Source organism: Shimazuella sp. NTD247 (assembly GCF_059510415.1).
Genome location: NZ_JCAJZU010000001.1, coordinates 584942 through 598515 on the forward strand (window position 1 = coordinate 584942; position 13574 = coordinate 598515).

Genomic DNA, 13574 nt, shown 5'->3' on the forward strand with positions numbered 1-13574 from the left:
AGTTCGTTTTGTAAGAATCACCCAATAGGATAGCAAGATTTCGATAGTCAATGGAAACAATAAAAACATTCCAATTCAACTTCTGTCGAAGAGTATTTGAGATCATGGTACAAATGCTATAATTCAAATATAATGAGTCAAGGAGATGTATTTATGATTGTGGAAGGTATAAATAATAATTTCATTATCCCGTGATAAATCGAACTATGTATTCGATGTGAAAGGAAAAAAGAGATAAATATGAAATTAGAAACAGATCGACTCCTATTAAAAACAATCGATCTTCCCTTACTGGAAGCAGCAGCAAAACAAGATACACAAGCAATCGAAGCATTGGGATATAAAACAAATAATGAATGGCCTGAACCCGATTTTCTGGAAGCAATACCATTTTTCCGAGAAGTTCTTATCAAACACAATGGAACAAAAGGTTTTGATTCTTGGATTATGATTAAAAAGGATACAAATGAGATCGTTGGAGGGATTGGGTTTTTAGGTGACCCTGATCCTAACGGTATCATTGAAATTGGATTTGGTACCAATCAAAGTCATCGGCGTAAAGGTTATTGTTTTGAAGCTGCTGAAAAACTATTAAGTTGGGCATCTGCCCATGATGATGTCGTAAGCATTATCGCAAAATGCGATGTTGATAATACTGCTTCGAAAAATGTATTAACGAAATTAGGATTTTCATTGGATCGCGAAGATACAGATTCACTCTATTGGAAATATCGAAGCGGTATAAACTTAAAATAAAAAATTGTTTATTATTGGGAAAGGTCTGAACCTTAGAAGTTCCTTGGAGAAGACAATCGACCCGAATTATTCTCGAACGTCATTTGGAATGTGTAATCCCTATAGATGTAACAGAATACAGGCGATTCTCTTAAAATAATCACCATCAACAAAATCTTTGTTACTTTGAAATCCTTTATTATATACAATATTAAAAAGGAACAACCACTGAATGCAGTTTGTTGTTCCTTTTAATTCTTTAATATAATTATCTAGTTTTCAAATATATAATTTTCAGCACATTTGGGATTTTAGTAAAGTTCAGAGAAATCTCTTTCCCCTTGTATCATATCTGTAAGAGCGACATAGATATTCGGTGCATATCCGGCTATCCTATGACATAAGTACAAATACCACTCAACTCCGTAATTTAGATAAACTCGAACTGACAGGCCCATCACTTTTAAGCTGTCTGCAAAGTTCAGGTCGGATTCGATATAGTAATTCTGCTTCCACATGGGGATTTTGTAAATAGCCACGCTCCATTATCTGTTTATAATATCGTTTTTTCATCATGAGAAGCAATGGAGACATGACGATCAGCCATAACACATAAATCCTACTAATTTCAAGAAAACGTTGGTCCAACTCGTCTGAACGTGGAATGCAAATATCAGAAGGTTTTTGGTATGCGCCTTTTACCATACGAATTTACCCAGAATAATTCATCGTAACAGATTCTAATGCAATCTGTAAATTGTTTCTCCATTGATGAACAATCATCTGGCACCCTTTTCTTTTCGAATTTTCAGCTTGCCCTATAATATTTACCAAACATTACGAATTCACAACCGAAGATGGTATTTATTTATCGGGATTACAAGCGTTCTTTTCTTTATCCGAAATGGTGATCTTAAAATAACGAAAGAGATGCATCTAAATAACCCCACTATTCTCCTAATTGCATATTTTTTTGTTTTTGTTTGGTTTTCTGCACATCTGTTGTAAAAAAGGACCAGCACCTTTACATACAATCACACTAACATCCTACTTGGTTTAATAACTGGATTTTGTCTTTCCAAACATAAATAAGTACAATAGCGAGTGGTCCAGCAAGTATTATCGCTCCAATCTTTACTGCTAGTGGGATTATTGTTACTCTACTTTCAATTTTGGATTTACAAGGAACAACTCCCCATTTTTCGGAATATTTCACTCTTAATTTTCTTTATCTCAATTATCCTTTTATTATATGACTTTAAATTGAGTTGATTTTGACTTATATAAAAGGTAATTAACTCGTGATATCGTGTTTTACATTTTTTCAATCTATCATGCCGCTTTTGGACTTATCTCGGACGTCCCCCGATATACGATGTATTCAGGAGATTGATTCCAATAAAAATACCACCTCATAAGAAGTGGTTTACTTTGTAATCTACTATAGCAGCCCTATAATAGAAGCCACCCGAAAATGGAAGATAGTTTTATATCACCATATAGCGATAAAAAATATTGGCGCGTGGATGAAAAGACCATCCACGCTTGAACAGGAAGAGTGGACTCGAACCACTGACCCGCATCGCTGTTGCTCTACCACTGAGCTACATTCCTGTCCATTAATTATTCTACTGTATTATTAATCTTCTCACAAGAAGCTAATCCATTTAACATACAGGAATTAGATATACTGTGTCTAAGAAATGTCTAGATGTGTATTTTTCCCAAAATGATATGATTAAAGACCGAACAAATGGAAGCGCTACAAGGGAATGATATCTGGTATGGCAAAGAGGCTACAGCATATGCTGGTGTTACCGCTCAGATCGAAGCCATCACAACTCGCAATGTGCAATTAAACTTTGATCATACTGGGAACGTCGATGGCTTTTTGCACGGCGGAACAGTTATGACACATAAGCAGTTTCGGTTACATTTTGATCCTGGTCAGCAGTTGAGTTTGTGGTGACAGGGTTAATGTTGTTATACATCTCGCTGAAATTCTTTAAAGCGTTCACCTTGGTAAATAAGGGTACCTGTATCTCCTTCTACTAATTTCCCATACTTCAGACCGTCTACTTTGAACTCCATTCGATCATGTTCATCTGTTTCAAACGTAATGAAATATTGGGTAAATGTCATACCCTGACCTCCAGAAACACTCATACGTTTAGCCACTAATTTTGCTTTTACAGATAAAATGGGTAGTTTATCATTTACCATTCTTTGTTTTCTTTTTTCAGAAATAGTATTTGATTTTCTATAAGTCAATAGAATATACGTTATTGCAGTAATAGAAGCAAAAAAGAATATCCAAAAATTATATTCTAACTCCAAAATACTCCACCTCTCTAATATGGGGTAGTGACATGGTTCCTGCTGTAGTCCGTCAGATAGATTCCATTTGTTGGTCAAATTAGGGTTCGTCGTTCGGATGCTGATCTTCACTGTGATATATCACTTTTTCTTTTTGGCAATCTCTACAAACAAATATTTCTTTCATTTCTCTAGCATCTAATATTGTCGAAATATCAATCCAAACATGTTCACAATCCACCAGAATCCCCTCCTTATTCCACCTTTTCGAGGGGATGGGCAAAAATGCTGGATTTAACCAGATTCCATTATATGGTTACGTTACCCCTCAGTCGCCGGATGCTGGTTCTTCATCTTCGAACCAATTGATATAATACGTTTCTACCTTTGCATGATTAGCATCCTCGAATTCACTCATATATTCGCCTATTTCTTCTTTTGTTGGGTAATGTTTGAATATCCGCCCACCTAATAGTTTTTTTGAATCCATTGTAAACTTCAAGGGAGGTAAGTTTCCTCTATTTTTTTTATGTTAAACACCTCGCTATGTTAGATTCCAGTTATTGGTCAAATTGCACTTGCTTGCACGGATGCTGGTTCTGATTCTACACCTGAATACTGATTATTTTCCTAAAGAAAACGCCAAACCGTTTTATACCAAAGGTTTAGCGTGAAATTTCATTTAAATCATTTCAGATTTGAATTTTGATTCTGTATATTCTTCGACAGATGAGATATGACTTGGAACGATCAATATTTTACCAAATTGAACAAGGCCATTATAAAGTACGCCCGATTCATCAGAAACTTGATCCTGAAATCAAATAATATTTTCTACTTCTAAAATGTGTTGTTTCCCGTTATTCATTGTAACTTTTAATTTCATTCAACTTAACAACTCCTGTTATCAGATTTTTCTATTATATCATTTTGTCCATTCTGAAATGAAATAATTTTCCTGATAATCAAAGTTATGATGAACATCGTCCAACCGATTCGAGACAAGAAAAAAATCACTCTCATGAAAAATATCCTTCTCCAAAATCCTCGCGATCATCTTTTATTTGTTTTTGGCATCCATTGTGGTCTTCGAATATCCGACATCCTCAATTTAAGATGAGCGACATTTTAGACCGAAACAATAAGCCTAAACAATTCTTAGAGCTTTACGAACAAAAAACAGGTAAATGGAAACGTTTCGCTATCAACAAGAATGCAAAGAAAGCAGTGGAGCTATATCTCAAAGATCGCGGACAGTGGGAACCAGATGAGCCTGTTTTCTTATCTCGAAAGTTATCCAAGAAAGGTGAAAAGATACTCACCAGACAACGAGCCTATCAAATCATCAATGATGCAGCACAACAAGCAGGGATAACTGATCCGATCGGCACACACACACTAAGAAAGACATTTGGTTATCATGCTTACCGTCAAGGTGCTGACATCGCTTTATTACAAAATATCTTCAATCACTCCGCCCCCTCTGTCACTATGAGATATATTGGCATCACACAAGATGAAATTGACAATGTAATTATCAATCTTGATTTGTAAAGGGGAATATCTTTTGGATAAGCGGTTCCATTTGCGATAAAGGTGTCTAGTGTAGTTTGTGTTCCTTGAACCACAAGCGTAGGATCTACCACGATGGGATATTGCCGTTTTTCATCCTGTAACCACTTCTCATCTACCTTTACATCCAAGTAGGTTTTTCCTTGATCCTCTCTTAGCTGATAAGCAATATCGCCTGTTGTTGCATCTGCTGCATCATAAATGGACGGCTTTGGTATGTTAAAAACTTCTGCTCCTTTATCGTTTAAAAAGAGACTGATCCATCTTTATTTGCTTGTGCTTTCACATTGGTCGTATTTAATGCAACGGAAAAAGTAGAGCGATTGACCGGCTTTTTGAGAAGCCATTCTTCTTTTATTTCGGTACTGGTAACCGTGTAAATGAGGTCTACTCCATCGTAGATATTTGGATAAGTGATGGTATCTCCATCTACTATTCCTGTTACATTTGAGGAATCTTCTGGCGAAAATTCGACTGTTCCTCCTCCAGCCTGAAACTTAACAAGATTCTCCGTTGTGGTACTTTTGGCAAAACCTACTTTAAACTGATCCATAGTGTTGCTATACACGTGATCGGTATCCAAAGCCTTGGATTGAATCGTGTTATCGATCGGAACCCATTCTCCACCTTTTTTATAGTGAATCGGGTCTAAATAAGCCTCTGTCACATAGGTTTTTCCGTCTGGTTTGACAAAAGTTTTGGAATTTTTCGTCCTTAGATCTTTTACTTCTACGGTTGTTTTCTTTGGAGTGGTGTCTGCAGCATTCGCTGATTTCCAGTTCCAAGAAGGGCCATACGTGAAAAAAATAGATAAAACAAGTAATGAAAAAAATAAGCGCCGATGCCAAATATATTTCTTGGCAAATAAAAAAGATACCATAAATTCTTCCCTCTCCTAATATAGTAAAAAAATAGGTTACTAGATTAGTATAGGGAGCGCATTATCAAAGTATAATAAATTTATTTCATTTAAAAATAAATTTATATATTGACAACCAGTTATTCCTTGATTCCTCCGCTGATAAAGTAACTATTTTAAATTGCTTTTATCTAAAAATGGAATATTTAATTTGTTTATAAAAAAAGATCAAAAATCTATACATTACAAGGGGTAGAACCAGCATCCGAACGACGAACCCTAATTCGACCAATAAATGGAAAACAGACCGATATCTATTTCAAATCGGTCTGTTTTTTACACAGGAAAGGAAGAATCACACGGTTATATTCTTCTTGAACTTCTGTACTAGCATTTGAAGATTCGATATATAAATTCTACAATTTCAAAACAAACGAATTATCCAATCTGCTAGAATAAAAATGGAATACTTACCTATTACTAGAGGAGACATTCAACAATGTTTAATCGGATGAGTATGACGATAAAAAAGTAAGAACCTATACTTAAAAAAATTCATGTCTGGTAAGGTCTATTCCAGTTTTCTGCTCTTTTGCTCCCTAAAACCCATATTCCTGAAGAATAATTAAAGTATCTCTCACTGTTAGGTGGGAACACGTGAATCTCACAGGTGATTATATTTGGAATCTAAAGCAACGAATTCCTTTAGATGATCTTCGTCCTTTGAGAGAGAAAAGATTTCAATAATAGAAAATAAGTGATTACAAACAACCGACTATTTCCCTTAACGTGTAGGTAGTCGGTTGAATCGTGTCCGAAATATGTTTATACGTGTGTATTTCTCGAAATGGTACGGGAATCCCGAATCCATTGAAAACATAAGGATTTAGCTTCATCATTTGTTAACCTTTCAATAATGGTTAAATTATGTTCGATGATTTCAAGCTCCATCGGCGCATCATAATGAAGGAAATGAAATAACATCCAATGAGGATAAAAAGCTGTATCTCCAAAGCCATAACTGGGTATACGTATTCGTTGCATTGCTATTTCTTTTAAGTCATTGCTCGACCAAAATTTCCCGTTTCCGTTTTTATCAGAGTAATTGTACCCCCATCGGTAGATAAGTCTTTCTAATAGTTTTAATTTACCACGACATTGTACATATAATAATTTAGCTTCATCATTTGTTAACCTTTCGATAATGATTAAATTATGTTTTATAATGTCAAGCTCCATCAGCACATCATAATGAAGGAAACGAAATAACATCCAATGCATATATTTGTCTGGATTAAACGGGTAGTTTGGTATGGGAATTCGAGATTTTGCTATCTCTTCTAATGCTTCTTGGGACCATAATTCTCCTTTTCCACTGTAATAATCGTATTCTGGTTGATAGATATTCTTTGTAGCTTCTAACACTTTATGCCCATCAACATCAGGTTTGGATTTATATTTATAAATACTAATAATTATGGCAAGAATCATAAAGAAAAAAAGAAAAGGGGTTGGAATAATATTTTCTATTTCGTCCATTATTATTAGTTGACCTCCTTATAAGATATCACCAATGCTTATTTTATTTTCAACATAAAAGGGGTGGGTGTGCAAAAAGAACTAAAACCCAGAGTGAACTAACAGATTGATTTATATGAGCTAAGATGTACCAAGAATCTAGCTGCAAATCATTCAATGAGAGGATGATTTCAATTATATCAAAATGTGTTTGGTTGAGTCACAACCTAGCAAGTTCTTCTCTCGTTCAATTATGCAGTTAAGACATAAAACGTTTAAAAACAAGGCTTACTAAAGATGGTTGCGAGTAACCTTATCCAAAATAATCGACCTTTCTTTTTTTTATCCCTTTACATACCGGTCGGACAACTGAATGTTCAGTTGTCCGCTTTGGAACTAGGATTTAGCTTTGTTTAATGGTTTGAAGCATGTATGCCTTGCTAGGGAAGATTGTTTGAAAAACCATTACCAAAAACAGACTCACCAGAGGGAATCGGTGTGATATAGGTACGAACTGGGTGCTGACGCCACCGCTCGTCATAATCTTCAAACTGGTCTAGAACTTCGAAAGTATCCTTATTGTTGACCTTCACCCCATGCAGACGAAGCGAATCTGGTCTGACAAACAAGAGACAATGATAGATACGTCGAACTTTCCGTCTCGGTCACAGTCGACGGAAAATGAATTAAAACGATACTATGAAAAAGTGTGGAACTCAAAGAACTTTCAAGATATGTTAATCATTAAAACGTTTCTGTATACAGGGCTACGTGTGAGTGAGCTGATTAACATCAAATGAACCGATGTAGACTTTCAGCAATGTCAAATTCGAGTGAACCAAGGAAAAGGCAAGAAAGATCGTATCGTTCCTTTCCCCGTCTCCTTTAAAGAAACACTAGCCATGCATACTGAAAGCATGAAGAAAAAGAATGCTACCTATCTATTTGAATCAAACTGGAAAAAGAAATACACGGATCGCGGGATACGGAAGATACTCAAAAAGTATTCAGATCAGGCTGGACTACCATCTATCTCTCCTCATGAGCTAAGACATTTGTTAGGATGGGAACACGTGAACCTTACAGGTGATTATGTATGGAATCTAAAGCAGCGAATTTCTCTTGATAATCTTCGACCCTTGCGAAAAGAAAGAATTAAAGTCCATCATGAATAGAAAAAATAAACCAGCTGCTTAACGTACAAGTAGTTGGTTTATTTGTGTCGGAAATATGTCTAAACGTACAATTTTCTTTTTTGGGTACCGTGACCCCAATTGGAACCATTCGATCAACTCCCTATGTAAAATAAAAAGCCACCCATTGGATGGCTCTCATCTATATGACTTCCTTATATTCGTGTGTCTGGACAACTGGCTTGCTGTCCAGACATTTTCTGCTAATCAGATCAAATAGGGCTTACACCACTATTGACGAAAGTTACACCATGAATCGGTTTCGAAGTCTTACCAGGTCCAACAATCTGATAGAAGGACCAAACTTCAGACTCTTCCCCTGCCTCATCAGTCTCTTTTTTCTTGAGGTGGATTTCGATTCCCTTTCCATACATCTCATAGTCAGCCCAATAATACTTAATCTCGATTCTATCTGTACCTGTAATGATATTATCCTGAACCGTTGTCGTGAAGTCCTTGTCCTCGATCTCAACACGAGTACTGGTTACCTGCATGATCCGAGTCCTCTCAAAAGCCACAGACTGTATCTCAGCCTTGGATCCAGTATATAATAAACATTCCTAATGTTCACCAATATTATATCTGCACATACAATTCTTACTCATTCGTATAATCAGATGGTTCGAACGCAAATCATATTAAAAAAAAGCCTCTAAATTGACGCTGAATGGATTTAAATTCTAATAATGATGAAATATTACCTTGATATATTTTTCGAATTTGACCACGTAGAGCTCGAATTATGCGATATAAATAAAAAGGCGATCATATGACCGCTAATAAAGCATTCGATAAGTAATAGGCCCAGTGACAGGGTTCCTCCGATAGACCGCAAAGTAGAATTATGATTTTTCTGAACTAATACTTTCTACTGCTCTTCTCAAATCTGTTTCATTTGGAGTAACATATCTTCGTGTAGTTTCTAAACTTTCATGGCCTGCTAGCTGAGCTACGACTTGTAAAGGTTGATTCGCATCAATCAGGTTCCGACAAAAGGAATGACGAAGGGAATGAGAAGAGTAATCTACAAATCCGATTAAATCTAGGTATTTCTTAATTAGATAATGTAGTCCTTGACGAGTCATCCGACTATGGCCACGTTCAGATAGAAATAGTGCTTTTTCATCCATTTTTCCTCTTGCTTCGATCCACGCTTCCATCGCTTTCATTAAGTCCGGATTCAACAGAGCGATCCGATTCTTCCCACCTTTACCCGCAACCACAGTCATCGTCTTTCTTCTCAAGTCTATATCTTGAATGTCTAGGGACACCACCTCTGAAATTCGTAAGCCCGCTTGTAACATTGCCTGAACAATTGCTAGATTTCGAGATTTCTTCCATGGATTCTTTTCTTTCTCCATTCGATGTAAGAATTTATCTTGCTCGGTACGACTGAGCCATCTAGGGGCTTGTTCCAAGGGAGAAATGCGTTTCATTCTTACTTTCTTCGAGGGATCAAGTGTAGAGTAATCCTGTTGAACGAGATAAGACCAGTATACCTTTATGGCAGCTACTCGTTTATTGATCGTAGCAGGAGCCAAACGTTCTACTGTTTGCATATAAGAGATCCAATCATGTAAATCTCTAGCTGTAAGGAGATCAGGATGAAATGCATGTCCAGTTCGATGAATGTACCATCTTTCAAGTACCAAAACTGCCGCGACATACTCTGCAATCGTCCGAAGTCCTTTTCCGTGCTCATGGAGATGGGATTGAAATAGCTCTATGTAGTTCATGTGATTCCTCCTTCCAAGATAGTGTGTTCGGTAAAGTACATTTTCTATCATAATCATATGTATTCGGTAAAGAAAAAGCAATGGTTTTGACTCAATAACTTTACCGAATGTTAATTCTGTAGAGTATAGATTAACTCGTTACAAAATGATCTATTATTTTCTTCATCTTTACAAGAGTTGAGCAACAGAAGAAGTACTTTCCTTTTCTCTAAGTACTTGATCGAAATAAATATGTTGTTTTAAAGTGAAACATGATCAACTATTTTGGATTTTACTTCTATCATTTAGCGAAATGCTTGATAAGCAAGTCACGAAACGTACCTGCTGCCAAGGATAAATAACGTTTTTCGGACCATGCTAACTGATAGGTACGCTGACAAATGGGCTCTATAATATCCAAATGGTGAAAGGAGTTTTCTTTTTCTAATAGCGTTTCTAACCAGAAAGCAATTCCCATCCCCGACTTAACCAATTCTATTATTGTCTTAGAGTCATCTGTTTCACAGACAATATTTGGTATAAAACCTGCCTTCTGGCATAATTCATCGGTATCCTCTCGGAAAGAATGTCCCTTTTTAAAGTGAATAAAAGGTTCATTCGCGACTTCACTTAATTTAATACTTTGCCGATTGGCAAATCGATGTGTGAAAGGGATTGCTAGTACAATTTTTTCCGTTAATATAGGTAAATTGCGGATTCCATTCCGTTTAATTGGCTTACAAGAAATGCAAAAGTCTAATTCTCCATTTTCCAGTAACTGCTCTTGCCTCTCTTTTGTAGAAACTTGTGAAATACGAAAACGCACTTCAGGATAGGAGGAGCGAAAAATATTTATTATGTCAGAAAATTGAGGTAAAAAAGTGGTGTCTATCGAAACTGTTCCTCGCTCTAATCCCGCCATATCAACAATTTCTCGTTGCCCTTCTTCAAGTAGTTTCAGTGCTGCTTCAACCTTTTCCAGAAAAACTTCTCCATATTTATTGAGGCGAATCTGTCTGGATTGACGATCGAATAAAGGAACTCCTAAATCTTTCTCTAACTTCGCAATGGTTTGACTTAGAGAAGGCTGCGTGATGTGTAGCTCTTGTGCAGCTTTTGTCAAATGATTCAATCGTGCAATCTTCTGAAAATACTTTAGTTGAAGGAAATCCATTTCAATCGACTCCTATCATAAGTTTGTAATTATGGTTATATAAACAAATATACATTTTTAATTATGATAGATCAACCTTACACTAGAGTTATCCAAAAGTAGTGAAGGAGGATTAGGCAAAATGAATGTATCCGTCGCAGAAGAAACGAGAATCGTTCGCTTACTGTGTTTCATTGTTCCGTTTGCCATTATCAATAGTTATATGTTAAATGTTGCACTTCCCGATATAGCAAGAGAATTTGAAATCAGTCCCTCTACTACCAGCTGGGTGGTTACCATATCAGGAATCATATCAGCCCTTGGAGCTCTGTTTTACGGAAAGTTAGCCGATTATTATGGTGTAAGGAACCTGGCTACTTTTGGCGTACTGCTGTTTTCTATCGGTTCTCTTTTGTGTTTCTTTTCTCCGAATTATTCGTTGCTAATCGTCGGTCGCATCATTCAAGGAATTGGTGTCTCTTCCATTCCTTCTTTAGCCATGACCATTCCTGCTCGTTATATTCCACAGGAAAGACGTGGAAAAGCGCTGGGGATAATCGCATCTGTGATGGCATTTTCGGGTGTCATCGGTCCTGTTTTAGGTGGAATACTTACAGGATTTCACTGGAGATATTTATTTCTCTGTTCTTTGTGTATCATCATCGCACTTCCCTTTATTCGCAAGTGGTTACCCAATGAAATTCCAAAACAAAAAGAGAAAATAAATATTTTCAGCGCAGGACTGTTAGTAGCCTTTATTGTGTCTTTGATGGAGTCGATCACCTTATTGAATCTATGGTTACTCTTTTTAAGTCTAGGATTGTTTGTTCTCTTTCTTATCCAACAAAAAAAATCTCCCTTTCCATTTATTCCTTTTCACTTATTTCGTCATGCTTCTTATCGTCAAGGAATGGTTATGGGTGCTTTAAACATTGCTACCAATTTTGGTGTTTTCCTTGTTACACCATTATTTCTTAGTCAGGTTTATGACTTAAAAGGATATTGGATTGGATTAATAATGGCTCCAGCAGCTGCTGTTTCTGCTCTTTTGGGGAAATACGGGGGATCATTGACTGATCGTAAAGGGAATCGCTATGTATTAACGATTTCCATCATTCTACTCAGCATCGGTTTTCTTTTACTTTCTACTTTCGCAGGGTATACATCTTGGACCATTTCTATTTTCCTGATTTTTACCGAGGTTGGCTATATTTTTATACAGCCATCCATCAGCAATTTGATTTCTTCTCATCTACCAAAAGAACATTCAGGTATTGGTATGGGAGTGTATGGTCTATCCAATTTTTTAACAATTGCGGTTTCAGGTGCGATCATAACCAAAGCTATGGAATATGCCAAGGTTTCACCACTCAATCCTCTTGCCATACTAGGGAAATCTGGAGTTTACAGTAATGTATACTTGTTTTTCTTCCTACTATCTTTATTGAATTTGCTTTTTTTATACAAAATTATGTACAAATCTAATAGGAAATAATTCACATCTAAAATAGAAAGGAATTTTATTATGAGTATTCCTATGATAAAAGCTGTACGTGTTCATCAATACGGAGGACCAGAACAACTAAAATTAGAACACATTCCACAATCCAATCCATTAGCTGGAGAAGTATTGATTCGCATTTATGCTGCAGGTGTTCTTCCTTATGATTGGAAATATCGCCAAGGACAATTCAAAAAGTTTCGTCCGGCAAAGTTCCCCTATATTCCTGGTTCTTCCTTTGCGGGAATCATAGAAGAGGTTGGCGCAGATGTAACGGATTTTCATAAAGGACAAGCGGTTTTTGGTCGTAGCGAGAAAGGTACCTATTCTGAATATACAACAACTCCCATCAAAGAGCTTTCTCTAAAACCAGAAAAATTAACTTTCGATGAGGCAGTTACGATACCAGGAAGCGCCTTGCCCGCTTGGTTAACTCTATTTCATAATGGTGGATTGATGTCCGGTCAAAAAGTGTTAATTCATGCAGCAGCTGGAGGATTTGGAATGTTAGCAGTTCAATTTGCGAAATGGAAGGGAGCCCATGTGATCGGCACTTGTTCAACAAATAATGTTGACTTTGTGTACGCTTTGGGAGCAGACACTGTGATCGACTATACTTCTGAGCAGTTTGAACAAAAAGCTTCAGATGTAGATCTTGTAATTGATACGGTAGGTGGGCAAACATTAGAACGGTCATGGTCTGTTGTAAAGCAGGGAGGAAGGCTTCTATCTATTGTGGAGGAGCTATCCCAAGAAAAAGCAAAAGAATATGAAATCCATGTAATAAAACCGAGTTTAGATTCTATGCCTTCACCTGAAAAACTAAAGGAAATTTCTCAGCAAATTGCTCAAATGCTAGCGGAGGGACAAATAAAGTCCGTTATAAACAAAAAATTCCCCTTACATGAAGTTCAACAGGCTCATCAGCTTAGCCAAACTGGTCATGGACGAGGACGAATTGTTCTCCACCTTGCGGATTAGAAAATGAATCAAAAGGAAAAAACGACTAGAG

The 13574-nt window shown here is 36.6% G+C and carries 15 protein-coding genes, 1 tRNA gene and 1 pseudogene; 6 read left to right on the plus strand and 11 right to left on the minus strand.

Features of this window, described 5'->3' with window-relative positions; translation table 11 throughout:
* The first annotated feature begins 240 nt into the window (after window positions 1-240).
* Window positions 241-756, plus strand: a complete 516-nt coding sequence (locus AC5WOC_RS02890) for a GNAT family N-acetyltransferase (protein WP_496053878.1) — start codon at window positions 241-243, stop codon at window positions 754-756.
* 396 nt (window positions 757-1152) lie between these two features.
* Here the strand turns inward: AC5WOC_RS02890 and AC5WOC_RS02895 are convergent, their stop codons facing one another.
* The 3 genes from AC5WOC_RS02895 to AC5WOC_RS02905 form a co-directional block, all read right to left on the minus strand.
* Window positions 1153-1440, minus strand: coding sequence for a hypothetical protein (locus AC5WOC_RS02895; protein WP_496053879.1), 288 nt, complete (start codon window positions 1438-1440; stop codon window positions 1153-1155).
* A gap of 334 nt (window positions 1441-1774) precedes the next feature.
* Window positions 1775-1951 (minus strand): hypothetical protein, encoded by a 177-nt coding sequence (locus AC5WOC_RS02900; protein WP_496053880.1) that lies wholly within the window; start codon window positions 1949-1951, stop codon window positions 1775-1777.
* 332 nt (window positions 1952-2283) lie between these two features.
* Window positions 2284-2351: transfer RNA gene (locus AC5WOC_RS02905), tRNA-OTHER, on the minus strand.
* Between the two features lie 137 nt (window positions 2352-2488).
* Between AC5WOC_RS02905 and AC5WOC_RS02910 the strand changes: the two genes are divergently transcribed.
* Window positions 2489-2704, plus strand: a complete 216-nt coding sequence (locus tag AC5WOC_RS02910; protein WP_496053881.1) for a hypothetical protein — start codon at window positions 2489-2491, stop codon at window positions 2702-2704.
* 14 nt (window positions 2705-2718) lie between these two features.
* On the opposite strand, the gene AC5WOC_RS02915 is transcribed toward AC5WOC_RS02910, so the two are convergent.
* From AC5WOC_RS02915 to AC5WOC_RS02925, 3 genes are all read right to left on the minus strand, one after another.
* Window positions 2719-3072, minus strand: a complete 354-nt coding sequence (locus AC5WOC_RS02915) for a DUF2500 domain-containing protein (RefSeq protein ID WP_496053882.1) — start codon at window positions 3070-3072, stop codon at window positions 2719-2721.
* 79 nt (window positions 3073-3151) lie between these two features.
* Window positions 3152-3292 (minus strand): hypothetical protein, encoded by a 141-nt coding sequence (locus AC5WOC_RS02920; protein ID WP_496053883.1) that lies wholly within the window; start codon window positions 3290-3292, stop codon window positions 3152-3154.
* Window positions 3293-3379: 87 nt separating this feature from the next.
* Complete coding sequence (locus AC5WOC_RS02925; RefSeq protein ID WP_496053884.1) at window positions 3380-3541, minus strand: hypothetical protein; 162 nt, start codon at window positions 3539-3541, stop codon at window positions 3380-3382.
* A 626-nt stretch (window positions 3542-4167) separates the two neighbouring features.
* Between AC5WOC_RS02925 and AC5WOC_RS02930 the strand changes: the two genes are divergently transcribed.
* A complete protein-coding gene (locus tag AC5WOC_RS02930) occupies window positions 4168-4605 on the plus strand; it encodes a tyrosine-type recombinase/integrase (RefSeq protein WP_496053885.1) in 438 nt (145 codons plus the stop codon).
* Between the two features lie 262 nt (window positions 4606-4867).
* On the opposite strand, the gene AC5WOC_RS02935 is transcribed toward AC5WOC_RS02930, so the two are convergent.
* Both AC5WOC_RS02935 and AC5WOC_RS02940 read right to left on the minus strand, forming a co-directional pair.
* On the minus strand, window positions 4868-5503 hold the full coding sequence (locus AC5WOC_RS02935) for a hypothetical protein (protein WP_496053886.1): 636 nt from the start codon (window positions 5501-5503) through the stop codon (window positions 4868-4870).
* Window positions 5504-6307: 804 nt separating this feature from the next.
* Window positions 6308-7021, minus strand: a complete 714-nt coding sequence (locus AC5WOC_RS02940; RefSeq protein ID WP_496053887.1) for a hypothetical protein — start codon at window positions 7019-7021, stop codon at window positions 6308-6310.
* Window positions 7022-7815: 794 nt separating this feature from the next.
* Between AC5WOC_RS02940 and AC5WOC_RS02945 the strand changes: the two are divergent.
* Window positions 7816-8052: pseudogene (locus tag AC5WOC_RS02945) on the plus strand (tyrosine-type recombinase/integrase); the annotation flags it as partial.
* 353 nt (window positions 8053-8405) lie between these two features.
* Here AC5WOC_RS02945 and AC5WOC_RS02950 read toward each other — a convergent pair.
* The 3 genes from AC5WOC_RS02950 to AC5WOC_RS02960 form a co-directional block, all read right to left on the minus strand.
* Window positions 8406-8687, minus strand: coding sequence for a hypothetical protein (locus AC5WOC_RS02950; RefSeq protein ID WP_496053888.1), 282 nt, complete (start codon window positions 8685-8687; stop codon window positions 8406-8408).
* A 348-nt stretch (window positions 8688-9035) separates the two neighbouring features.
* Entirely contained in the window at window positions 9036-9929 is an 894-nt protein-coding gene (locus tag AC5WOC_RS02955) for a tyrosine-type recombinase/integrase (RefSeq protein WP_496053889.1), read from the minus strand.
* Window positions 9930-10209: 280 nt separating this feature from the next.
* Window positions 10210-11082 carry a LysR family transcriptional regulator gene (locus AC5WOC_RS02960; RefSeq protein WP_496053890.1) on the minus strand — a complete coding sequence of 291 codons (873 nt, stop codon included), beginning with the start codon at window positions 11080-11082 and terminating at the stop codon, window positions 10210-10212.
* A 121-nt stretch (window positions 11083-11203) separates the two neighbouring features.
* Between AC5WOC_RS02960 and AC5WOC_RS02965 the strand changes: the two genes are divergently transcribed.
* Both AC5WOC_RS02965 and AC5WOC_RS02970 read left to right on the plus strand, forming a co-directional pair.
* On the plus strand, window positions 11204-12556 hold the full coding sequence (locus tag AC5WOC_RS02965) for an MFS transporter (protein WP_496053891.1): 1353 nt from the start codon (window positions 11204-11206) through the stop codon (window positions 12554-12556).
* Window positions 12557-12586: 30 nt separating this feature from the next.
* Entirely contained in the window at window positions 12587-13543 is a 957-nt protein-coding gene (locus AC5WOC_RS02970; protein WP_496053892.1) for an NADP-dependent oxidoreductase, read from the plus strand.
* Window positions 13544-13574 lie beyond the last annotated feature (31 nt).

Bases quoted from the DNA above. Each gene is read 5' to 3' on its own strand.
- AC5WOC_RS02960 (WP_496053890.1), bottom strand. From the start codon at position 11,082: ATGGATTTCCTTCAACTAAAGTATTTTCAGAAGATTGCACGATTGAAT.
- AC5WOC_RS02970 (WP_496053892.1), top strand. From the start codon at position 12,587: ATGAGTATTCCTATGATAAAAGCTGTACGTGTTCATCAATACGGAGGA.
- AC5WOC_RS02965 (WP_496053891.1), top strand. From the start codon at position 11,204: ATGAATGTATCCGTCGCAGAAGAAACGAGAATCGTTCGCTTACTGTGT.
- AC5WOC_RS02955 (WP_496053889.1), bottom strand. From the start codon at position 9,929: ATGAACTACATAGAGCTATTTCAATCCCATCTCCATGAGCACGGAAAA.
- AC5WOC_RS02925 (WP_496053884.1), bottom strand. From the start codon at position 3,541: ATGGATTCAAAAAAACTATTAGGTGGGCGGATATTCAAACATTACCCA.
- AC5WOC_RS02910 (WP_496053881.1), top strand. From the start codon at position 2,489: ATGGAAGCGCTACAAGGGAATGATATCTGGTATGGCAAAGAGGCTACA.
- AC5WOC_RS02890 (WP_496053878.1), top strand. From the start codon at position 241: ATGAAATTAGAAACAGATCGACTCCTATTAAAAACAATCGATCTTCCC.
- AC5WOC_RS02935 (WP_496053886.1), bottom strand. From the start codon at position 5,503: ATGGTATCTTTTTTATTTGCCAAGAAATATATTTGGCATCGGCGCTTA.
- AC5WOC_RS02940 (WP_496053887.1), bottom strand. From the start codon at position 7,021: ATGGACGAAATAGAAAATATTATTCCAACCCCTTTTCTTTTTTTCTTT.
- AC5WOC_RS02950 (WP_496053888.1), bottom strand. From the start codon at position 8,687: ATGCAGGTAACCAGTACTCGTGTTGAGATCGAGGACAAGGACTTCACG.
- AC5WOC_RS02930 (WP_496053885.1), top strand. From the start codon at position 4,168: ATGAGCGACATTTTAGACCGAAACAATAAGCCTAAACAATTCTTAGAG.
- AC5WOC_RS02895 (WP_496053879.1), bottom strand. From the start codon at position 1,440: ATGGTAAAAGGCGCATACCAAAAACCTTCTGATATTTGCATTCCACGT.